The sequence below is a fragment of the Nocardiopsis sp. MG754419 genome, assembly GCF_018207095.1.
GTDB lineage: Bacteria > Actinomycetota > Actinomycetes > Streptosporangiales > Streptosporangiaceae > Nocardiopsis.
In genome coordinates this window covers 76,809-99,015 of sequence record NZ_QOCZ01000020.1, presented here as the reverse complement: position 1 = coordinate 99,015, position 22,207 = coordinate 76,809, and the positions used below count along the sequence as shown (strand labels likewise).

The window sequence follows — 22,207 nt, the reverse complement described above, 5'->3', positions numbered from 1 at the left end:
CCGTGGGGAAGACGGGCGACCGGAACGGCCGCGGTGGACCCGCGCCTCAGCGGGTCCGGCCCTCCACCAGTTCCACCACCCGGTCGGCCCGATCGGCGATCTTCGGGTCGTGCGTCACGACCACCACGGCGGAGTCGCGGACCCGGGCCTGCTCGATGAGCTGGTCCATGATCATGGTGCTGCTGGCGGCGTCCAGAGCGCCCGTGGGCTCGTCGGCGAGGATCAGTGCGGGTTCCCGGCTCAGCGCGCGTGCCAGGGCCACACGCTGCTGCTCACCGCCGGAGAGCTGGTGCGGCTGCGAGTTCAGTCGGTGGCCCAGTCCCACCGACTCCAACAGTTCCTTGGCGCGGGATCGCCGGCGCAGCGCCGGCACCCCGCCCAACACCATCGGCACCGCCACGTTGGCCAGGGCCGAGCGACGCTCCAACAGGTGGAACTGTTGGAAGACGAACCCGACCCCCTCGCCGCGCAGCCGGGAGCGCGGACCCTCGCGCAGAACGGTGGTGTCCACCGCGTCGAACGTGTAGGACCCCGAGCTGGGCGTGTCGAGCAGACCCAGCACGTTCAGCAACGTGGACTTGCCCGAGCCCGACTGACCGATGATCGCCACGACCTCGCCGCGGTGCACGTCGAAGGTGCAGTCGAGCAGCACGTCGATGCGGGTACCCGAGACCTCGAAGTGCCGGGTCAGGCGCTCGACCCGCAGGAGCGGCGCGGAGGTCCGTCGCCCGGACACGGCCACGGGCACGGGCACGGGAACGTCGACCGACATCTAACCCTCCTCCTCCACGGCCTCGTCCTCGAAGGACTCCTCGTCGAACTCGTCGTCCTCCGGGTCCTGCGGCACGTCGAAGCGCGGGTCCAGGGGCACGGGGTCGAGCACCTGATCGCCCACCTCGACCCCTGCGGTGACCTCGATCACTCGACCGTCCGACAGGCCGAGGTCGACCTCACGGACCTCCTCGGCCCCGTCGTCACCGACCACGACCACCTCGCCCGATTCGGCGTTGCCGCGTACGGCGGTCACCGGGACGACCACCACGTTCTCGGCCTCTCCCGTGCTCACCGACAGCCTGCCCCGCACCCCGTCGAAGACCGTCAGGTCGGACGGCACCCGGCACGACAGCTCCGAGCCGCCACCGGAACCGTCGTCGGCGCCCTCCTCGTCGGCCTCGCCCCGGTCGGCGCCGCCGAGCCCGATGAACGAGCACTCCGCCGCCGGCGGGCCCTTGTCGATCTGGAGCATGATCCGACCGGGGTCGTCGTAGAACCGGTACAGGTCGTTGGCGGGCACCTGCGCCTCGGCGCGGAACTCGCCCGTGGAGACCCTGGCGACCGCTGCACCGGGTTCGAGTACGTCGTCCACCCGAACGTCGTCCAGACCCGCCACGGTTCCGCTCGTGGGCGCGTACAGGGTGACCTCACGGGTGCCGGAGGACGCCTCGTCCTCGGCCGCGTCGGGGTCGGGCTCGGCCGGCACGGAGACGTTGACGACCGGTGCGCCCTCCTCCACGTTCGCCCCGTCGTTCAGCCACAGGTGCGTGACCGTGCCGCCCTGGCGGGCCTCCACGGCCTCACCGGCCTCCTCCCGGACGGTGGCGTCCAACACGAGGACGGAGCTGACGGTGCCCAGCTCGACCTCGACCGGTTCCCCGCCCAGGTCCGCCGCGGCGCCGATGACGTCCTCGTCCCCGGATGTCGAGCCCAGGCGCGACGACAGGAGGTAGCCCGAACCGACCAGCCCCAGCAGAAGGGCCGCGACCGCGCCGACGATGATCCACTTCTTCACTGTTTCTCCTATTCCCGCAGCCCGGCGACGACGGACGCGCGCAACGCCCGGATCGCGGGGATGATCCCGGCCAAGAGTCCGACGAGGGCGGCACTGGCCAACCCGACCAGCACGGCCGCCGGTGGCACGGTCATGGTGATGTCCGGTGGCAGTGTGAGGACGTTGCCGATGGCGACCCCCGCCAGGGCGACCACCGCGAACGACAGGACCAACGCGATGATCCCGGCGATGACCGACACCACGACCGCCTCCATGACCACCGCCACGAACAGCGTGAACCGGCTCGCGCCGAGCGCGCGGTAGGTGGCGAGCTCACGGCGGCGTTCCCGGACGGTCACCAGTCCCACGTTGAGCACGCCGAGCATGCCCGTGGAGAGGGTGATGGCGGCGACACCGATCAGCCCCCACGACATGATCGAGATGAGGAAGTCCGTCTCGTTGGAGTAGTCGGTGCGGGCAGCCATGAAGTCGACCTCCGCGCCGCCGCTCCAACGCCACTGCGCCGAGTTCATCCGATCGGCGAACTCCGCTCCGCCGGTCAGGTGCTCGGCGGCGCTGTCGGAGGGGTCCAGCCGGGCCAGGTGTATGGTCAACAGGTCCTGCGTGCCGGCCGCGAAACCGCCGGCCTCCGCGTCCCAGCCGGGGCCGAAGATCATGTCCTCGGAGGCAGGGGAGCGCAGCAGGTAGGCGCTGAACCAGCCGCCGTCCAGGATGGAGTCCTCGGAGACCCCCACCACCCGCACGTCGATCCAGCGGTCGGTGCCCATCTGTAGTGCGGTCCGATCGCCGATGGCGTCGGAGAGGGCCTCGTTGACGACCAGGACGGGGGCGCGCGACTCCAGGTCGGCCTCCGTGAACCAGCGGCCCTCGGTGAGGTTGATCCGCCGGATGTCGCCCAGGGCCACGTCCACCGCGGTGATGTTGACGAGGTCGAGGACCTCGTCGCCGGAGCGGAGGATCAGGTTGTCCTGGGGGGACTGGTACAGCGAGACGTCCTGGGCGCCGGACCGGCTCAGGTCCTCCTCGTAGGCGTCCAGGTCCGAGATCGAGCCGAAGGTGGCCGTCTCCATGGTGGCGGCGCGTCCGGCGTTGGCCTCGCTGAAGGCGGTGGCGTAGCGCTGACCGAGGTCACCCGCGGTGACCACCATGATCAGGGCGCCGACACCGATGACGATCCCCGCGCAGGACAGTATGGTCCGGGCCACGTTGGCCCGGGAACCGGCGAAGGCCAGCACGATACCGGCGCTGAGGGAACGCAGCATGGGGCCCCTTCCCGTGTGTCTGTAGGGCCCGGCGCGGCTTCGGCGGCGCCGGGGCGGCCCGCGAGAGCGGGCTGACAACAGACCCATCGCGGGGTCGGGGGTTCTCGGTTCACTTCGGGAGGTTTTTTCGGCCGGCCGCATCCGGCCGCTCTCGGTGAGGGCGGGGTCGGCTCACCGATCGGAAGGGGAGCGGGGCGCGGGGACCCTTCAGTCGATCTCGAAGCCGTCGCAGGTGATGAGCGCTCCGGTGGCGGCGTCGGACCACAGCACGGTGTGGACGCCGACCGTGGTGGAGTCGAGGTCGAAGTCGTCGGGGTAGACCAGGTGGGACCACGCGTCCTCGACGAGGTCGGATTCGGCGGTGGTGGTCGCGCCGTCGGGGTCGGTGACGGTGGCGACGACGGTTCCGGCGTGGTCCCCGTCGGCGTCGGTCAGGCCGATCTCGGCCGACGCGTCCTCCTCGACCGGCACCCGGGGGGCGTGGCTGCGCCAGCTTCCGGGCACCTCCGGGTCGACCGCGGGCGCGCAGGCGAAGTCGTTGGGGTCGTAGAGGGTGTCGGACCCGCCGAGTCCGGGCAGGCCGGTGTCGGCGGAGTCGCGCACGGTCTCGGCGATCATCTCGCTGAGCTGTTGAGGGCTGTGCCCGTGTCCGTCGGAGCAGGCGGTGGCCAGGAGCAGGACCGCGCCGCAGAGCGCGGTCGCACGCCGTGAGTGGGTTGTCGTGGTCGGCACACAGCGCACGCTACTACGTAAAGTGACGTGTCGAGCACCGAACGTGGGTTCAGGGGTGGCGCAGTGGCGTCGGACCGCCGTTGAGCCAGGTCAGTGCCTGGTCGTGGAGTACCCCGTTGCTGCACACCAGGGGGCCGCCGTCGGTGAAGCCCTCACCCCGCAGGTCGGTGGCGCGCCCACCCGCCTCCTCCAGGATGATCGGCAGCGGCGCCGCGTCCCACAGCGACAGCTCGGGTTCGGCGGCGATGTCGACGGTGCCCTCCGCGACCATCACGTGCGACCAGAAGTCACCGTAGGCGCGGGTGCGCCAGACCGACCGGGTCAGCCCCAGGAACGACTCCAGTCGGCCCTGCTCCTCCCACCCGGTGAGCGAGGAGTAGCTCAGTGAGGCGTCCGAGAGCTCGGTGACCTTGGAGACCTGGCAGCGGCTGGCCTTCGACAGACTCCGGCCGCTCCAGGTGCCGCTGCCCTTGGACGCCCACCAGCGTCGGTGCAGTGCCGGGGCCGAGACCAGTCCGACCACCGGCCGGTCGCCCTCCAACAGCGCGATGAGGGTCGCCCACACGGGGACGCCCCGCACGTAGTTCTTGGTGCCGTCGATGGGGTCGATGACCCACACCCGGTTGCTGTTGCCGCTCTTGCCGTACTCCTCGCCGACGACCGCGTCACGCGGGCGGGCACGGGAGAGCACGCTGCGCAGGGTCTCCTCGACGGTGCGATCGGCCTCCGTGACCGGCGTGAGGTCCGGTTTGGTCTCGACGACCAGGTCGAGGGCGCGGAAACGCTTCAGCGCGATGTCGTCGGCAGCGTCGGCGAGCACGTGGGCCAGCCGCAGATCATCGTCAAAGGACACCATGGCCGGTAACGCTACCGTCCCGGGCCTGGGCATGGCCAAGGCGGCACCTGCACGTGATCAGAGTGTTAGGGGGGATGTTCGGTGCGTAGCGATGGGGGTGCGGGCCGGCCTCCGCTCCGCGCACCCACGGGCACCCTGAGCACGGGGATCGTGCGCCCGAGGGGAGCCCGGTCCGTTCCGGTGGATGCGAGGATGAATCCATGGAGACCGTGAGGGGGGACGGGCGCGGCGGGGAGAGCGCCGGTGTGCGCGAACGGCTGGTCGACGCCGCCTACGCAGAGATCCTGGCGGGTCACTGGGGCGCGCGCCGGATGGTCGACATCGCCGCGACCGCGGGGGTGTCCCGACAGACCCTCTACAACGTGTTCGGTAGCAAGGAGGGACTGCTCCAAGCGGTGGTGGTGCGGGAGGTGAACACGCTCCTGGACGAGGTCATGCGTGTGCTGGACGCGGAGGCCCACGACCCCGCGCACGCCGTCGGCCGCGCCACCCACATGGTCCTCCTGGCGGCGCGGGACAACCCGTTGCTGCGGGCCGTGGTCACCGGCGACGACGAACTGCTCCCCGTGCTCACCACCCGTTCCGAGCCGCTCATGGACGCCCTCGGGGAACGGATCTCCCGCACGCTGCGGGAGCGCTGCCCGGCGACCGATCCGGCGATCACCGAGGCGGTGGCCGACGTCTCCCTGCGGCTCACCGTCTCCTACTCCCTGCGGCCCATCGACCCCGAGCGCGCCGCCCGACGGGTCGAGATGGTCGTGCACGGCATGCTGCCGGTGAGCCACTGAGCCACTGAGCCACTGAGCCACTGCCTCGGTGCGGCCGCGTGGATGCGCCGGCGGTACGCCCCGGAACCCCGGAACCGGTCAGGAGTGCGGGCCGGTCGGCGGGGACGACGGCTCGGTCTCGTCCTCGCCCTCGCGGCTGCTGAGCAGCCGGCGAAGGGACGCCACCCGTTCCGGGTCGATCTCGCCCCGTTCCAGGGCGGCGGTGATGGCGCAGTCGGTCGCCTCGGCCTGGTGGGAACAGTCCGGCGGACAGTCCACGGCGAAGGCGTCGAGGTCGTGGAAGCCCGCGACGATCTCGGCAGCGTCGATGTGGGCCAGCCCGAAACTGCGCACCCCCGGGGTGTCGATCAGCCAACCGCCCTCGAACTCCAGGGCCAGCGCCGAGGTCGAGGTGTGCCGCCCCCGCCCGGTGACCGCGTTGACGTGCCCCACGGCCCGGTCGGTGCCCGGAACGAGCCGATTGACCAGGGTGGACTTGCCCACGCCCGAGGAACCCACGAACACGGTCGTCTGCCCGGCCAACCGGGAGCGCAGCTCGCCCAGGTCCTCGTCCGGTCCCAGGACCTCGTAGGGAAGCCCCAGCGGCTTGTAGGTGCCGAGCATCTCGTCCGGCGCGGCCAGGTCGGCCTTGGTCAGGCACAACAGCGGTTCCAGCCCGGCGTCGTAGGCCGCCACCAGGCAGCGGTCGACGAAGCGCGGCTGCGGCGCCGGGTCGGCCAGCGCGCACACGATGGCGAGCTGGTCGGCGTTGGCCACGATCACCCGCTCCACCGGGTCGGTGTCGTCGGCGGTGCGTCTGAGCACGGAGGCGCGCTCGCGTACGCGCACCACCCGGGCCAGGGTGTCGGGTCTGCCGGAGAGGTCGCCGACCACGTCCACCCGGTCACCGACCACGATGGAGCCGCGGCCCAGTTCACGGGCCTTCATCGCCACGACGGGGACCCCGTCCACGAGACAGCGGTACCGGGACGGGAACCGCCTCGGGCGCGCACCCGGATGTCGTCCTCGTCGAGGTGGCGTCCCCCGCCCCGGGTGCGGCTCATGACAGGACCTCCGACCACAGGCCCGGGAAGTCGGGCATGGTCTTGCGCGTGGTGGCGATGTTCTCCACCTCCACCCCGGGCACCGCGAGCCCGATCACCGCGCCGGACGTGGCCATCCGGTGGTCGTCGTAGGAGTGGAACACCCCGCCGTGCAGCGGACGCGGGCGGATCACCAGGCCGTCCGGGAGTTCCACCGCGTCTCCGCCGAGGCGGTTGATCTCGGTGGCCAGAGCGGCGATCCGGTCGGTCTCGTGGCGGCGCAGGTGCGCGATGCCGGTGAGACGCGACGGGGAGTCGGCCAGGGCGGCCACCGCGGCGATGGTGGGGGTGAGCTCACCGACGTCGCGCAGGTCCGCCGTGATGCCGTGGATCGCCCCGGTGCCGCGCAGGGTCAGGTCCGTTCCGTCGGTCCGGGAGACCTCGCCGCCCATGCGGGTGAACAGCCCGCGCAGGGCATCACCGGCCTGGGTGGTGTGCTCGGGCCACCCCTCGACGGTGATCTCGCCCTTGCTCACCAGGGCGGCGGCCAGGAACGGCGCCGCGTTGGACAGGTCGGGTTCCACGGTGATCTCGGTGGCACGCAGCGGTCCGGGTTCCACCTTCCAGGAGTTCTGCCCGGTGGTGACCGTCGCCCCGGCCGCGCGCAGCATCTCCACCGTCATGTCCAGGTGCGGCTGCGAGGGCACGGGCGGCCCCTGGTGGCGCACGTGCACCCCCTCGGTGAAGCGCGCGCCGCCGAGCAGCAGCGCCGACACGAATTGGGACGAACCCGAGGCGTCCAGGATGACCTCGCCACCGCGCACGGCACCGGTGCCGTGGAGGGTGAACGGGAATGCTCCGCGCCCGCCGTCGTCGATGTCGGCCCCCAGCGCGCGCAGGGCCCCGAGCAGCTCGCCCACCGGCCGCTCACGGGCCCGGGGGTCGCCGTCGAAGCGCACGTCCCCCGAGGCCAGGGCCGCCAACGGCGGAACGAAGCGCATGACGGTGCCGGCGTTGCCCACGTCGACCGAGGCCGGACCGGTCAACGGGGCCGGGGCGATGGACAGGTCGGGGGCGTCCGGGGAGTCGGAGGGCACCTCGGTGACCGTGACCCCCAGCGCGCGCAGGGCGCCCACCATGAGCTCGCTGTCCCGGCTCACCAGGGGCCGCCGCACCAGACACGGCGCTTCCGACAGGGCCGCGATGACCAGGGCGCGGTTGGTGACGGACTTGGACCCGGGCAGGCGGACGCGGGCGCGCACCGGGGCGCCCGCGGTGGGCGCGGGCCAGTGCTCGCCGGTGGGAGTGTCGTTCCGGTGGGACGGCGTGGGCGCGGAGTCAGGCATGACCCAAGGTTATCGGTCCGGGAAGGGGATCGGAGGAAGGCGTGCGACGCCTGTGGACGACCACCGGGCGGGGAGCCGGAACGTCCGACGTATCCTGGATCGCGCCATGGTGTATCTGGATCACGCAGCCACGACCGACGTCCGTCCCGAGGTGATCGCCGCAGTGGCGGCGCAGCTCGGTGCCCTCGGTAACCCGTCCTCCCTGCACGGACACGGCCGTGCCGCCCGTCGGACCGTCGAGGAGGCGCGCGAGACGATCGCCGAGGCGGTCCGCGCGACCCCGCACGAGGTCGTCTTCACCGCCGGCGGCACCGAGTCGAACAACATCGCCCTCAAGGGCCTCTTCTGGTCGCGCCACGCGGAGGATCCGGCCCGCACGCGGATCCTGGTCAGCGCCGTGGAACACCACGCCGCCCTCGACCCGGCCCGGTGGATGGCCGATCACCAGAGCGCCGAGTGCGAGGAGGTGCCGGTCGACGCCGTCGGCCGGGTGACCCCCGGTGCCCTGCGCGCGGCCATCGAACGCGACCCCGCCTCCGTGGCCGTGGTGTCGGTGATGTGGGCCAACAACGAGATCGGTACCGTGCAGCCGGTCCGTGAACTCGCCGCGGTCGCCGCGGAGTTCGGTGTGCCCTTCCACACCGACGCGGTCCAGGCCGTGGGTGTGGAGGACGTGGACTTCGCCGACAGTGGTGTGAGCGCGCTCTCCCTGAGCGGCCACAAGCTCGGTGGCCCCGTCGGGTCCGGCGCCCTGGTGGTGGCGCGCGGTCTGGCCCCGGTCCCGGTGCTGCACGGTGGCGGTCAGGAACGCGACATCCGCTCCGGCACCCTGTCCGCCCCGCTCACCCGTGGCCTGGCGACCGCGGTGGGACTGGCGGTGGCCGATCGGGAGGAGCACACCAAGCACCTCACCGTGTTGCGCGACGCCTTGGAGACCCGGGTACGCGAGGTCGTGCCGGACGTGGTGGTCAACGGCGACCCCGCCCGGCGCCTGCCCGGCATCGCCCACCTGTCCTTCCCCGGCTGCGAGGGCGACGCCCTGCTCATGCTCCTCGACGCCCGCGGTATCTCCTGTTCCACGGGTTCGGCCTGCTCCGCCGGGGTGGCCCAGCCCAGTCACGTGCTGCTGGCCACCGGGGCCGACCCCGAGGTCGCGCTGAGCAGCCTGCGCCTGTCCCTGGGCCGCACCTCCACCGAGGAGGACGTGGAGCGTCTCGTGGAGGGGATCGCTCCGGCGGTCGAGCGCGCCCGCGCCGCCCGGGCCAAGCGCCGCCGCTGAACCCGTCCCGCGTGCCCGCGGGACCGAGGACGCGGGACCGGGCACGCGCGCACGGGCCCCGGTACACGGACAGGGGGCGGCGGGGCCGAGCCCCACCACCCCCTGTGCGTCCGGGCGTCGTCCCCGTCGGGGCGCCGCCCCACGGAGGCCCGGATCAGTCGTCGGCGCGCTCGATGGTGATCGATTCCACCACGACGTCGCTGGACGGCTTGTCGTTGCCGTCGGTCGCCACGGCGGAGATCGCCTCCACGATCTCCATGGAGTCCTCGTCGGCGACCTTGCCGAAGATCGTGTGCATGTCGTCCAGGTGCGGGGTCGGCGCGACCGTGATGAAGAACTGCGACCCGTTGGTGGCCGGCCCCGAGTTGGCCATGGCCAGCACACCCGGCTCGTCGAAGGTCAGCCCGGAGTCGAACTCGTCGGGGAACTGGTAGCCGGGGCCGCCCCGGCCGGTGCCCTGGGGGTCACCGCCCTGGATCATGAAGTCCGGGATGACCCGGTGGAAGATCGTGTCGTCGTAGAACGCGTCGGCGCCCGTCTCCGGGTTGGTCGCCAGTCCGCCCTCGGCCAGTCCGACGAAGTTCGCGACGGCGATGGGCGCCGCGTCGGGGAGCAGTTCGAGTTCGATCTCGCCCTCACTGGTCTGCAGCACCGCACCCTCCACACCGGTAATGTCCACCTCGGCGGGCAACGGCGACTCGTCGGAGGCCGCGGGGGAGGGAGCGTCGGGCTCGGGCTCGGGCGTGGTCTCCTCGGACCCGCACGCCGCGGTGGCGAACAGAGCGGAGCAGGCGAGGATCGATACCGGCAGGGTCAAGCGGTTCATCGGTTCACTTCCGAGATCGGGTTCGCGGCGGGGCGGCACTCAGGGTACTGGGAATCGGGTCGCCCCAGAAGTCGGGGACGTCCTGGGCCGGAACCCGGCGGACGGTCAGGACGACGGTCCCGTCGGGTCCTCGTCGCCGTCGCGGTCGCGGCGCTCCCGCTCCAGGCGTTCGCGTTCCTCCCGGGCCTGGATCTCCCGGGCCCTGCGGCGCTGGTCCTCGGCACGCTCCCGACACCGTCGCAGGAAGGCCTCGTCCTCCTCGGGCGAGGAGGCGCGGGCGCGCCCCGGGTGCTCGTACTCGGGGAAGGGCGGGGGAGGCCCGGTCGGACCACCGGCGAGCGCGGGATCCCGGGGCGGACGCCCGAGCAGGAACCACGCGGCGGCACCGATCTTCGGCAGGAACAGGACGATCACGACCCAGGCGGGCTTGGGCAGGAGGCGGACCCGTTCGGTGTCGGATCCGACGACGTCGAAGAGCGCGTACACCCAGAACGCCAATGACATCAGTGCGAGGAGGAGGGCGAGGTAGACCAACGGACCTTCCAATCGGGGGAAACACTCGACAGGGGAGTGGCGACATCGTGGTTTTTGTGCTGACTTATCACGGATGGCCGCACCCGCCTGGTCGCTTGACCAGCCACCCGGAGCCGAGAGAAGGTCGAACTCCGGGGCCGGAGTGTCGCACCGAGGGTACGTCACGCCGGGCCCGTGAGGTGTCGGCAGGACGGGAGAGGTCATGGGCATGAATTCCGCGTTGCCGTCGGCTATGTGGCTTCCCTTCGGGGCGCGGCTGCTACGTGCCCGCGCCGACCGTGGGCTGTCACGCGCCGAGCTCGCCAGGAGCGTAGGGGTCACCGACGACAAGTTGAGAGAGGTGGAGGACGCGCACTGCAGACCCGCCCGGTCCCTGGTGGAACGGGTCGACACCGCTCTCGGCACCGACCACCAACTCCTCGAGGCCTGGGCGATCACGCTGCAGGCGGAGGCCTTCCCCAACGAGTTCGGCGACATGCACGAGCTCGGCACCCACGCCGCCCGGCTGTGGGAGCACCAGCCCATGACCGTCCCGGTCTTCCTGCGCACCCGTGAGTACGCACGGGCGGTGCTGGGCCCGCTCCACTCCCACCTCGAACCCGAAGAGGTCGAGGCCATGGTGGAGGAGGAGATGGCGTACCGGGCGGCGATGACCGGGCCCGAGGGGCCGGCCCTGAGGGTGGTGCTCAACGAGTCGGTGCTGCGGCGTCCCCAGGGCGGGGCGGACGTCCTCAACGGGCAGCGCGACTTCCTCGCCGACCTCGTCAAGGCCGGCATCGTCGACCTCGCGATCATCCCCGAGGACACCCCGGAGCACCCGGGCCTGGGCGGCGCGTTCCGGATCATGGAGTTCGCCGACCGACCGAGCATGGTCTACGCCTTCGCCACCCAGGGCGGTGACCTCACCGGGGACAGCGAGGACGTCGGCCACTGCCGGATGGTGCGCGACGCCATCGAGGAGGCGAGCGTGGACGTGAGCCCCGACTCCGAGCTTCTCACCGCCCGGTGGCCCGACGGCTGAACGACCCGGTCGTTGGATGATCGGTTCCGCCAGGGTCTTGGGGGGTCGTCCCGGGATGGGCTAGGTTGCCCGGCATGGATATCGCTATCACTTCCGGATATGTCGTGCCCGTCGTGGGAGATCCCATCGAGGGCGGGACGGTGCTGATCTCCGACGGCCGGATCGCCGCCGTGGGGACGGCCGAGGAGGTCACCGTCCCCGAGGGCGCCGAGATCGTGGACGCCGCCGGCCGATGGGTCCTGCCCGGGTTCGTCGAGGCCCACGGGCATGTCGGCATCCACGAGGAGACCATCGGCTGGGCCGGTGACGACACCAACGAGATGACCGACCCCAACGGCGCCCGCATGCGGGCGATCGACGCCATCAACCCCGCCGACCAGGGGTTCGTCGACGCCCTCTCCGGTGGTGTCACCAGCTCCGTCATCAAGCCCGGTTCGGGCAACCCCATCGGTGGCCGCACCGTTGCCATCAAGATGTGGGGGCGCAGCGTGGAGGACCGGCTCCTCAGAGAGCCCGCCAGCGTCAAGAGCGCGCTGGGTGAGAACCCCAAGCGGGTCTACGGTGAGAAGAAGACGCTGCCCTCCACGCGTCAGGGCGTGGCCGCGGTGATCCGCGACGCCTTCACCAAGGCCCAGGACTACAAGGCCAAGAGGGACCACGCCGCCGAGGAGGGCACGCCCTTCGACCGCGACAACACGCTGGAGACCCTCGTCCAGGTGCTCGACGGCGAGGTGCCCTGGTGCCAGCACGTCCACCGCGCGGACGACATGCACACCGCGATGCGGCTGGCGGACGAGTTCGGGTACCGCCTCATCATCAACCACTGCACCGAGGGCCACCTCCTGGCCGACGAGATCGCCGAGCGCGGCATCCCCGTCATCATCGGGCCGCTGATGACCAGCCGCTCCAAGGTCGAGGTCGGCAACCGCACCCTGGCCAACCCGGGCATCCTGGACCGTGCCGGGGTCAAGGTCGCCCTCACGACCGACGCGCCGGTGATCCCCATCGAGTTCCTCGTCTACCAGGCGATCCTGTGCGTCAAGGAGGGCATGGACCGTGACGCCGCGATCCGCGCCCTGACCGTCAACCCGGCCGAGATCATGGGCCTGGACGACCGGGTGGGCTCCCTGCGCGCGGGACTGGACGCCGACCTGGTGATCTGGTCCGGCGACCCCCTCGACATCATGAACCGCGCGCTGCGCGTGTTCGTCGGCGGGCGCGAGGTCTACACCTTCGACGAGGAGCGGGGGCAGGGCACCGCGTTGGACCCCTACTACCGCGAGTCCTGAGTCGGTTCGCCTCGTCTGAGGCGGCCCGAGCCGGATCTGAGGACCCCGCGACGCCGCGGCCGACCCGACTGAGGGGGCCGCGGCGTCGCTGTTCAGTGAGATCTTCCGATGTGTCGCCGGGGTCCTTGGACCGAGTGTGGGAACGGTCGGGGGAACGGCCCCCGCCGTGACCACCGGGAGAGACCATGCACCCCGACCACAGTGCCCGGGCGGCCGACCTCTACCGCGCCGAGGCCGAGCGGACCGCCCGAGAGGAGCGCCGCGCCCGCCGGATCCTTCAGGAGCGGCGGGCGCGGGAACGCGAACGGGCCGCGGAGCGCGCACGTCAGGGCGAGGGTCACGACCCGGCCGGGTGATCGGTGACGGGCCCGGACACGACCCCGCAGGGCACCTCGGACAGCCCCGGGTTCGACGACGTCGCCGTTCAGCCCACCCGGCGGAAGGGGAGGTCGCCCTCGGGATCCGCCCCGTGGACGACGCTCACGCGTTCGGTCCCCAGACGCTTGAGGAACCGCTCCTCCTCCCCGGGCGCCGGGGGAGGGGTCAGCACCAACGGGACGCCGGACACGACCGCGGCGATGAGCACCGACAGGTCGACGCCGAGGGCGGTCAGGGGGGCGTCGGTGGCGACGATCACGGCCAGCCGGTCCGCGTCGCCCAGAGCCCACTCCTCGGCACGGGACCGACCCACGGCCACCAGTTCGGCGCCGGTGAGCGCGTGCCCGTCCGTCTCCAACGCGGGCTCGTCGGGGTCCACCGGGTAGTGCTGGAAGTGGTCGCCGTGCCCGCGCGCCTCCAACGTGTAGTCGGTGACCATCGCCGGGACCTCCTTGAGCGGCATGCCCAACGAGTCCAGGGAGGTGCCCACGACCTCCTCCGCGCCCCCGTCCAGGGCGGCGTCGAGCCGGGTCGGGTCGGCGACCGCGACCTCGGTGCCGGGGGCCACCCCGCCCGCGGCGCCCAGCACCGCCGTCGCGCCCACCGACCAGCAGGACAGGACCCAGGCCAGCGACTGCCAGTGCGGCGGCAGGGCCACGGCCACACGGTCGCCCGGCTGCGTGCCGAAGCCGTCCACCAACATGTTCGAGGTCTTGGACACCCAGTTGTCCAGAGTGGCCCGGGACAACTCGACCCGGTCACCGAGGTCGTCGTAGGAGGTCACGAACGGGCGGGTGGGGTCGGTTGCGACGAGTGCGCGCCACAGCGGCGCGGGAGAATCGGACATGGCCCTCATGGTAGGTGGAACGGTCCGGGGGCTCGGGACGGGATCGAGGCGAGCGTCCCGCCCGCGCCGGAGCGTCGGTACGGTGTGCGTCACCGGTCGGGAACTGCCAGAGTTGCCCCATGCGCCTGCTTCCCGGACGGTTCCTCGCCCGTGTGACCGCGCTTCCCGCGATCGCCCTGTCGGCCTGGCTCCTCGTCGCCTTCCCCCTGCTGGTCGCGGGATGGTTCACCCCGCTGCTCGGACTCCTGCTGGGGCTGCCCGCGGTCCTGGTGGCCTGCGCGCTGTCGTCCCGTCTGCTCCCCGACCTCGACGAGGACCACGTGCCGTGGTGGCCGGTGGTCGCGGTCCTGGCCATCACCGTCGCCTTCGCCGCGGTCCAGATCGCCTATCACGCCGAGGCCCTGGTCATCCGGCGCGACCCCGCCTCCTACGCGATGTACACGGCCTGGATCGCCGAGAACGGGTTCCTGCCCATTCCCCAGCAGAAGGAGCTCATCGCCGGGAACGACCCCGCACTGGGCTACCAGAGCCTGGCCCACTACCAGCGCGACGACGTCATCTGGCCGCAGTTCCTGGCCGGCGCCCCCCTGGTGCTGTCGGTCGGGTACTGGCTGGGCGGCCTCGACGGCATGCTCGTCACCACGCCGATCCTGGGCGCGGTCGGGGTCCTCACGTTCGCGGGGCTCACCGCCCGCCTGGTGGGCGCCCGGTGGGCGCCCCTGGCAGCCCTGGTCCTGGCGGTCTGCCTGCCCCAGCAGTGGGTCAGCCGGTTCACCTACAGTGAGCCGCTCGCGCAGATCCTTCTCCTGGGCGGGCTCCTCCTCGCCTTCGACGCCCTGACCCGACGGCGGTCCCTCACCGACCGGTGGGACGCCCCGCACACCCTCGCCGCCGTGGCGGGCGTGGTGCTCGGCCTCGGGGTGCTCGTGCGCATCGACGCCATTCGCGACCTGCTCCCGGTGGTCGGGTTCGTCGGACTGCTGCTGGTGGCCCGGCGCGGCCAGGCCCTGCCCCTGCTCGGTGGGCTCGCCGTGGGTGTGGGCTACGGCCTCGTCGCCGGTTACGGCTACTCCCTGCCCTACCTGGAGTACCTGTCGGACTCCCTCCACCCCTTGCTCCTGATCAGTGGGGCCGTCATCCTCCTGACCGTCGTCCTCACGGCCGCGCTGTGGCGCTACGGGCCACCGCACACCGAACGCGTGCGGTGGCTGCCGGGGGCGGTCGGGGTGTGCGCGGTCCTCGTCATGCTGGGCTTCGCGATCCGGCCGCTGCTGTGGCCGGACTACGGGCACGGCAGCGACTTCACCGACCAGTGGGTGGCCGCGGTCCAGGACATCGAGGGTCTGCCGATCGAGGGCGGCCGGACCTACTACGACATGAGCCTGTACTGGGTGGGCTGGTACGTGGGACTGGGCACGGTGCTGTTCGCGACCGCGGGGGTCGCCCTGGTCCTGCGGCGGCTCGCCCTGTGGCGCGACCCGCAATGGCTGCTGCCCGCCATGGTGCTCGTGTGGACGGTCGCCACCACCCTGCTGCGTCCGGCCATCACCCCGGACCACCCCTGGGCCAGCCGACGATTGATCGTGCTGGTCATCCCGGCGTTCATCCTGTTCGCCGTGTGGTTCCTGGCCCGACTCACCCACTACTGCGAACGGTCCGTCAGGTACTCGCGCGGCGGTCCGCTCATGCGCACGCTCCCGACGGTGGTCGCCGCCGGTGCCTCCGTGGCCCTGCTCAGCCCCACGCTCGTCACCTCCGGGGCGGGGATCATGGGGTACCGGCAGGACGTCGGCACCGTCGCCGCGACCGAACGCCTGTGCTCGTCGCTGCCCCCCGACGCCTCGGTCATCGTGGTGGACTCGGGGATGGCGGGCGCCTACATGCCGCTGCTCCGCAACGTGTGCGGCGCGCCCACCGCGGTGCTGGACCAGCCGTACCAGGAGGCGGTCGACCGGGTGGTGGCCGCCGCCTACGAGCGCGACCGCACGCCCGTCCTCGCCGCACCGGAGTGGGGGACGCTCGACGACATCGTCGACGGCGCGGTCGACCCCCAACGGCATTTCCACGTCGTCGCCGACATGGACCCGAGTACGCTCATGACACCCCCCACCGGCTCCTGGGACTTCCGCGGCAGTGTGTGGACCGTCGTCCCACCGCCACCGGAGTGACCCGAGTCGCGCCACCCGCCCGAACGTCCCCATCGACCCTCGCGCCGGGGCCCCCACCACCGGCCGACCCGTCGAGAAGCCCGCCCGTCGAGAAGAACCGCATGAGTCACGCCGACACCGAACAGCAACGTGAGCGCACCGACGACCCGCCCGTTCGGGTCACCATCGTCCTGCCCTGTTACAACGAGGAAGAGCACGTCGTCGACGAGGTCAAGCGGATCTGCTCGGCCATGGACGCCTCCGGGTACGGGTACGAACTGCTCGCCGTGGACGACGCCTCCGACGACGGCACCCTGGACCGGCTGCGCGAGGTCGAGCACCTGTTCCCCCACATGAAGGTGGTGGCCTTCGGTCACAACGGCGGTGCCGGCACCGTCCGAAGGGTGGGCAGCCGGCGGGCCCGGGGCGAGTTCGTCGTGTGGACCGACGCCGACATGAGCTACCCCAACGAGCGCATCCCCGAGTTGGTCGCCACCCTCGACGCCGACCCCGAGATCGACCAGGTCGTCGGGGCGCGCACCCAGGAGATGGGGACCCACAAGATGCTGCGGGTCCCCGCCAAGTGGGCGATCCGCAAGACCGCCGAACTCCTCACCGGCACCCGGATCCCGGACCTCAACTCCGGTCTGCGGGTGTTCCGCAAGGACGTGGCCCGGCCCTACCTGCGGTTGCTGCCCCCCGGGTTCTCGTGCGTCACCACCATCACGCTGGCGTTCCTGTCCAACCAGCACCAGGTGAGGTACGTGCCCATCGAGTACGCCAAGCGGGCCGGAACCTCCAAGTTCCACTTCGTCCGCGACGCCTACCGGTACATCCTCCAGGTGCTGCGCATGGTCATGTACTTCAACCCGCTCAAGGTCCTCATGCCCCCCGCACTGTGGCTGCTGGGCATCGGCACGGCCAAGTTCGTCTACGACCAGGTGCACAGCCCGTTCTACCTGCCCAACAACACGGTCTTCATCCTCATGACCGGGCTGCTCATCGCGGCGATCGCGCTGTTGGCCGACCTCATCGTGCGTTCCAGGGAGCACACGTGAACCACCGGATCACGCTCGTCGGGCCCGCCCACCCCTACAAGGGCGGCGGTGCCCGGCACACCACCGAACTCGCCCATCGGCTGGCCGGGCGGGGGCACCGCACCCGGGTCGAGTCGTGGCTGGCGCAGTATCCGGCGATGCTCTACCCGGGGGAGCAGACCGTCGCCGACCCGGAGGGGGAGCCGTTCCCGGACACCCACCACGACCTGGCCTGGTACCGCCCCGACGGTTGGTGGCTCACCGGCCGTCGGCTGGCCCGCACCGAGGACCTGGTGGTCCTGACCCTGTTCTCACCGGTCCAGGTCCCCGCCTACCTGGGGATCCTCGCGGGACTGCGGTCGGTGCGCTCCTCCCGCACACGTGTGGTGGTGCTGTGCCACAACGTCCTGCCGCACGAGCGTCGGGCCGTGGACATCTCCCTGGTCCGCGCGCTGCTGCGCCGCGTCGACGGGGTCCTCACCCACGCCGCCGAGCAGGCCCACCTCGCCGAGGGGCTGCTGGGCCTCGGACGTCCGGCCCCGGTGGTGGCGCGCATGCCCCCGCACCTGCCCGACACCGGGGAACATCGGGCACCGGAGCCGGGGGAGCGGCGGCACCTGCTCTTCCTCGGGATCGTGCGCCCCTACAAGGGCGTGGACCTGCTGCTGCGGGCGCTCGCCGCGCAGGGGACACCGGACGACGTCACGCTCACCGTGGCCGGTGAGTTCTGGGGCGGTTCCGCCGACCTCGCCGCGTTGGCCCGAGAGCTCGGCGTGGCCGACCGCGTGCGTTTTCGCGAGGGCTACGTGCCCGCCGAGGAACTTCCCGACCTGTTCGCCGCGGCGGACGCCGTGGTGCTGCCCTACCGTTCCGCCACCGCCAGCCAGAACGTGTGGCTGGCCCACGAGCACGGGCTGCCGGTGGTCGCCACCCGCGCCGGCGCCCTCGCCGACCACGTGCGCGACGGTGTGGACGGTGTCCTGTGCGCCCCCGACGACGTCGCCGACCTGGCGCGGGCCCTGCGCGGGTTCTACGCTCCGGGCACCCCGGAGCGACTGCGCGCCGCGGTGCGCCCCGTGTCGGCCGCACCGTACTGGGAGGACTACATGGACCGCCTGCTCCGGGTCTGAGGACGGGCGCCACGACACCGGGATTCCGGCCTCCGGTGCCCACAAGGGCGCCGAAGCGGGGACGCAGAACCGCCAGGACACGGCCGGGCGCCGTTCCCGTGCCTCACCCGCGCCCACCGATCGGAGCCGGGCCGGCCCGACACCGATCAGACCCGATCGGAGGCCGGGGGCCGCACCGGGGAGCGGGTGAGCACCAGGGACAGACCCGCCCAGCCCAGGTCCGCCACGGTCATCACCAACCGGGAGAGCACCGCCACCACCAGCGCCGCACCGGCGTCCACCACCGGGGCCAGGGCCACCACGAGCACCACCTCGCGCACGCCCAAGCCGGCGGGGGCGAACACCACCAGCAGGCCCAGCGTCCAGGCCAGCGCGTACGCGCCCACCGCCGGACCCGCCGAGGCCAGGGCGTCACCGCCCACCGCCCAGGTCAGCAGCCACACGTGCGTTCCCAGAGGGACCCAGGCCACCAGGGTCCAGCCGACGGCGGCGGTCACCGCCGCGCCCCCGATCCGCAGGGGACCCGCCTCCACCACCTCGCGGAACCGGGCGAAGGGGCGGGCCGCGAGCCCGATTCCCCGACTCAGTACGCGTGGGTGCAGGCAGGCGAGCAGCAGCGGCGCCGCGGCCAGCGCCCACCACCAGCGTCGCGCGGCCTCGGCCGAGGACAACGGCAGCGCCACCGCGGCCACGGCCAGGCTCACGGCCACCGTCACGGCGATCGCCACCAACGTCGCCGCGGCCCCCCGGGCGCGCGGCACGTTCCAGTCCCGGGCCAGCTCCACCTGGGCGACGAACGCCCACACCGACCCCGGAAGGTACTTGCCGAGCTGTCCGACGAACATCACCCGGGCCGCCGCCGGTCGAGGCAGCGGGGAGCCCAGGCCGGCCAGCAGGGAACGCCAGGCCAGCATCTGCGCCGCCAACCCCAGCATGCCCGCGAGCACCGCGGCGGGCAGGACCCACAGGGGGAGGGCGGACACGGCCTCGCGCGCCTGGTTCCAGTTCGCGTACAGGGCGGCGCCCGCGCAGGCGCCCACCACCGACAGCAGGGCCAGGCGCACCCACGCGTTACGTCGCAGCCGAGTCAGCACTCCGCCAGCCTAACCGTGCGCACCCCCACACTCCCGGTCGTCCACAGCCCCCGTCGCCGGGCCTGGTCGGTCCACGCGCCCGTACATGCGGCCCGACCGCGGCGCCCGATCGTGCCCCTGGTCGTGCGGCCGGTGCGGTGACCGTCCGGGTGGCGGTCGGGGCCGGCCCACCCCCGGAGCGTAGGGTGGGCCGGTATGAGTGGTGCGAACGACCCGGCCCCCATCCCCACGCCCACGGCGTCGGCCATGCGCAGGGCGCTGGCCCGGGCCCGTGACGGCAAGACCCTGGACGCCACGGAGGCGGAGACCCTGCTCCACGCCCGTGGAGAGGACCTCGATCACCTGCTGGACCACGCCGGACGGGTACGCGACGCCGGCCTGGAGGCGTCCGGACGCGGCGGCGTCATCACCTACAGCCGCAAGGTGTTCGTCCCCCTGACCCGCCTGTGCCGTGACCGATGCCACTACTGCACCTTCGCCACGGTCCCCGGCAGGGTCGACTCCCCCTACATGTCCCCGGACGAGGTACTGGACATCGCCCGCAAGGGCGCCGAGATGGGCTGCAAGGAAGTGCTCATCACCCTGGGCGACCGCCCCGAGGACCGGTGGAAGCAGGCCGCCGCATGGCTCGACTCGCGCGGCTACGACGACACACTCTCGTACGTGCGCGCGATGGCGATCATGATCCTGGAGGAGACGGGGCTGCTGCCGCACCTCAACCCCGGGGTGCTCACCTGGTCGGACCTCCAACGCCTCAAGCCGGTCTCACCGTCGATGGGCATGATGCTGGAGACCACCTCGCGGCGTCTGTTCGAGGAGAAGGGCCGGCCCCACTACGGCAGCCCGGACAAGGACCCCGCCGTCCGCCTGCGCGCCCTGGAGGACGCCGGCCGCTCCAGCGTCCCCTTCACCACCGGCATCCTGCTGGGCATCGGTGAGACGCTCGCCGACCGGGTGGAGTCGATCTTCGCGATGCGCGGGGTCTCCCGCCGCTACGGCGGCGTCCAGGAGGTCATCGTGCAGAACTTCCGCGCCAAGCCGGACACCGCGATGATGCACCGTCCCGACGCCGAACGCGAGGCGATGGCCGCCACCATCGCCGTGACCCGCCTGGTCATGGGCCCCAAGGCCCACATCCAGGCGCCGCCGAACCTCATCGGCGCGGAGCACGGCGGTGTGGACGAGTACGCCCTCATGATCCGCGCGGGCATCGACGACTGGGGCGGCGTCTCCCCGCTCACGGCCGACCACGTCAACCCCGAACGTCCCTGGCCGCAGATCGACGACCTCGCGGCGCGCACCGCGGACCAGGGGTTCACCCTGCGCGAGCGCCTCACCGTCTACCCCGAGTACATCCGGGCCGGCGAACCCTGGATCGACCCGCGGCTGCGCGCGCACGTCGACGCCCTGGTCGACCCGGACACCGGTCTGGCCCGCGAGGACGCGCCGCTGGTGGGCCGGCCCTGGCAGGAACCCGACGCGGTCCTGGTCTCCTCCGGTCGCACCGACCTGCACACCGGGATCGACACCGAGGGCCGTACCGAGGACCGGCGCGGTGACTTCGACGCGGTCTACGGCGACTGGGACGAACTCACGCCCGGGGTCGACCGTCAGGGCGCCGTGCCCCGGCGGACGGATCCCGAGATCGCCGCCGCCCTGCGCAGCGCCGAACGCGACCCGGCCGGTCTGAGCGACGCCGAGGCGCTGGCCCTGCTGCACGCCGACGGCGACGCCCTGGAGGCGCTCACCGGCCTGGCCGACCGGATCCGCCGGGACACCGTCGGTGACGACGTCACCTACGTCGTCACCAGGAACATCAACTTCACCAACGTCTGCTACACCGGCTGCCGGTTCTGCGCCTTCGCCCAGCGCCGCACCGACGCGGACGCCTACACCCTCTCCCTCGACCAGGTCGCCGACCGCGCCGAGGAGGCGTGGAAGGCCGGTGCCACCGAGGTGTGCATGCAGGGAGGCATCCACCCGGACCTGCCCGGCACCGCCTACTTCGACATCGCCGCCGCCGTCCGCGCGCGCGTTCCGGACATGCACGTCCACGCGTTCAGCCCGATGGAGGTCGTCAACGGCGCCGCGCGAACGAACCTGTCGATCGGCGACTGGCTCTCCCGCGCCCGTGAGTCGGGCCTGGACTCCATCCCGGGGACGGCCGCGGAGATCCTCGACGACGAGGTCCGGTGGATCCTCACCAAGGGCAAGTTGCCCGCCTCCGAGTGGATCGACGTCATCACCACCGCCCACGACCTGGGGATCCCGACGACGTCCACGATGATGTACGGGCACGTGGACTCCCCGCACCACTGGGTGGCCCACATCAAGCTGCTGCGTTCGCTCCAGGAGCGCTCGCGCGAGCGCAACGGGCGGCCCGGGTTCACCGAGTTCGTCCTGTTGCCGTTCGTGCACACCAGCGCTCCGATCTACCTGGCGGGGCTGGCCCGGACCGGCCCCACCGTCCGGGAGAACCGCGCGGTGCACGCGCTGGCCCGACTGCTCCTGCACGGACAGATCGACAACATCCAGGGCTCCTGGGTCAAACTCGCCGAGGACACCTTCCGCCGGCTCCTCGACGGCGGGGTCAACGACGTGGGCGGCACCCTCATGGAGGAGACCATCAGCCGGATGGCGGGTTCGGGACAGGGCTCCTACAAGACGATCAGCGACATCGAGGCGTTGGTGGAGCCGACCGGGCGCCCGGTGCGTCAGCGCACCACCACCTACGGCCCGGTCTCCGAGGAGCGCCGACGTGCCGCCGAGGCCAGCGACGGCGTCGCCCCCGGCATCCTGCGTCCCACCCTGCCTCTCGTGTGAACGCCGC

At 72.1% G+C, this 22,207-nt stretch carries 19 protein-coding genes and 1 pseudogene; 9 read left to right on the top strand and 11 right to left on the bottom strand.

Translation table 11 applies throughout. The annotated features are described in order from the left end of the window. Window positions 1-46 precede the first annotated feature (46 nt). The 5 genes from DSY14_RS06365 to hisN all read right to left on the bottom strand — a co-directional run bounded on the left by DSY14_RS06365 (window position 47) and on the right by hisN (window position 4,639). On the bottom strand, window positions 47-772 hold the full coding sequence (locus tag DSY14_RS06365; RefSeq protein ID WP_211715522.1) for an ABC transporter ATP-binding protein: 726 nt from the start codon (window positions 770-772) through the stop codon (window positions 47-49). Next, window positions 773-1,789, bottom strand: a complete 1,017-nt coding sequence (locus DSY14_RS06360; protein WP_211715521.1) for an HlyD family efflux transporter periplasmic adaptor subunit — start codon at window positions 1,787-1,789, stop codon at window positions 773-775. 8 nt (window positions 1,790-1,797) lie between these two features. Next, window positions 1,798-3,051 (bottom strand): ABC transporter permease, encoded by a 1,254-nt coding sequence (locus DSY14_RS06355; RefSeq protein ID WP_211715520.1) that lies wholly within the window; start codon window positions 3,049-3,051, stop codon window positions 1,798-1,800. 207 nt (window positions 3,052-3,258) lie between these two features. After that, window positions 3,259-3,783, bottom strand: a complete 525-nt coding sequence (locus tag DSY14_RS06350) for a hypothetical protein (RefSeq protein WP_307851137.1) — start codon at window positions 3,781-3,783, stop codon at window positions 3,259-3,261. A gap of 49 nt (window positions 3,784-3,832) precedes the next feature. Further along, window positions 3,833-4,639: a histidinol-phosphatase gene (hisN, locus tag DSY14_RS06345; protein ID WP_211715518.1), complete on the bottom strand. Its 807-nt coding sequence runs from the start codon at window positions 4,637-4,639 to the stop codon at window positions 3,833-3,835. Window positions 4,640-4,839: 200 nt separating this feature from the next. On the opposite strand from hisN, the gene DSY14_RS06340 reads away from it, so the two are divergent. Continuing rightward, a complete protein-coding gene (locus DSY14_RS06340; protein WP_211715517.1) occupies window positions 4,840-5,427 on the top strand; it encodes a TetR family transcriptional regulator in 588 nt (195 codons plus the stop codon). Window positions 5,428-5,505: 78 nt separating this feature from the next. Here the strand turns inward: DSY14_RS06340 and rsgA are convergent. Then, window positions 5,506-6,470 (bottom strand): annotated as a pseudogene (gene rsgA / locus DSY14_RS06335) (ribosome small subunit-dependent GTPase A). Beyond that, on the bottom strand, window positions 6,467-7,795 hold the full coding sequence (gene aroA / locus DSY14_RS06330; protein WP_211715516.1) for a 3-phosphoshikimate 1-carboxyvinyltransferase: 1,329 nt from the start codon (window positions 7,793-7,795) through the stop codon (window positions 6,467-6,469). Before aroA ends, rsgA begins: the two are co-directional and overlap by 4 nt. 106 nt (window positions 7,796-7,901) lie before the next feature. Here aroA and DSY14_RS06325 point away from each other — a divergent pair, with 106 nt between their 5' ends. Next, on the top strand, window positions 7,902-9,074 hold the full coding sequence (locus tag DSY14_RS06325; protein WP_211715515.1) for a cysteine desulfurase family protein: 1,173 nt from the start codon (window positions 7,902-7,904) through the stop codon (window positions 9,072-9,074). A gap of 154 nt (window positions 9,075-9,228) precedes the next feature. On the opposite strand, the gene DSY14_RS06320 is transcribed toward DSY14_RS06325, so the two are convergent. After that, window positions 9,229-9,900 (bottom strand): peptidylprolyl isomerase, encoded by a 672-nt coding sequence (locus DSY14_RS06320; protein WP_211715514.1) that lies wholly within the window; start codon window positions 9,898-9,900, stop codon window positions 9,229-9,231. A 105-nt stretch (window positions 9,901-10,005) separates the two neighbouring features. Next, entirely contained in the window at window positions 10,006-10,434 is a 429-nt protein-coding gene (locus tag DSY14_RS06315) for a PLD nuclease N-terminal domain-containing protein (protein ID WP_211715513.1), read from the bottom strand. 208 nt (window positions 10,435-10,642) lie between these two features. Here DSY14_RS06315 and DSY14_RS06310 point away from each other — a divergent pair, with 208 nt between their 5' ends. The 3 genes from DSY14_RS06310 (at window position 10,643) to DSY14_RS06300 (ending at window position 13,100) form a co-directional block, all read left to right on the top strand. After that, on the top strand, window positions 10,643-11,455 hold the full coding sequence (locus DSY14_RS06310; protein WP_211715512.1) for a helix-turn-helix transcriptional regulator: 813 nt from the start codon (window positions 10,643-10,645) through the stop codon (window positions 11,453-11,455). A gap of 74 nt (window positions 11,456-11,529) precedes the next feature. After that, the gene (locus DSY14_RS06305; RefSeq protein WP_211715511.1) at window positions 11,530-12,744 is read left to right on the top strand and encodes an amidohydrolase; all 1,215 of its coding nucleotides are present in this window, start codon (window positions 11,530-11,532) and stop codon (window positions 12,742-12,744) included. 185 nt (window positions 12,745-12,929) lie between these two features. Next, window positions 12,930-13,100, top strand: coding sequence for a hypothetical protein (locus DSY14_RS06300; RefSeq protein ID WP_211715510.1), 171 nt, complete (start codon window positions 12,930-12,932; stop codon window positions 13,098-13,100). A gap of 68 nt (window positions 13,101-13,168) precedes the next feature. On the opposite strand, the gene DSY14_RS06295 is transcribed toward DSY14_RS06300, so the two are convergent. Continuing rightward, window positions 13,169-13,969: a TIGR03089 family protein gene (locus DSY14_RS06295; RefSeq protein ID WP_211715509.1), complete on the bottom strand. Its 801-nt coding sequence runs from the start codon at window positions 13,967-13,969 to the stop codon at window positions 13,169-13,171. Window positions 13,970-14,088: 119 nt separating this feature from the next. Between DSY14_RS06295 and DSY14_RS06290 the strand changes: the two genes are divergently transcribed. The 3 genes from DSY14_RS06290 (at window position 14,089) to DSY14_RS06280 (ending at window position 18,283) form a co-directional block, all read left to right on the top strand. Further along, window positions 14,089-16,137: a hypothetical protein gene (locus DSY14_RS06290; RefSeq protein WP_211715508.1), complete on the top strand. Its 2,049-nt coding sequence runs from the start codon at window positions 14,089-14,091 to the stop codon at window positions 16,135-16,137. 101 nt (window positions 16,138-16,238) lie between these two features. Continuing rightward, window positions 16,239-17,174, top strand: coding sequence for a glycosyltransferase family 2 protein (locus DSY14_RS06285; RefSeq protein WP_211715507.1), 936 nt, complete (start codon window positions 16,239-16,241; stop codon window positions 17,172-17,174). Next, complete coding sequence (locus DSY14_RS06280) at window positions 17,171-18,283, top strand: glycosyltransferase family 4 protein (RefSeq protein ID WP_211715506.1); 1,113 nt, start codon at window positions 17,171-17,173, stop codon at window positions 18,281-18,283. Before DSY14_RS06285 ends, DSY14_RS06280 begins: the two co-directional genes overlap by 4 nt. A 146-nt stretch (window positions 18,284-18,429) precedes the next feature. Here the strand turns inward: DSY14_RS06280 and DSY14_RS06275 are convergent, their stop codons facing one another. Then, entirely contained in the window at window positions 18,430-19,377 is a 948-nt protein-coding gene (locus tag DSY14_RS06275; protein ID WP_211715505.1) for a lysylphosphatidylglycerol synthase domain-containing protein, read from the bottom strand. Between the two features lie 195 nt (window positions 19,378-19,572). On the opposite strand from DSY14_RS06275, the gene DSY14_RS06270 reads away from it, so the two are divergent. Further along, window positions 19,573-22,200, top strand: a complete 2,628-nt coding sequence (locus DSY14_RS06270) for a bifunctional FO biosynthesis protein CofGH (RefSeq protein ID WP_211715504.1) — start codon at window positions 19,573-19,575, stop codon at window positions 22,198-22,200. Window positions 22,201-22,207 lie beyond the last annotated feature (7 nt).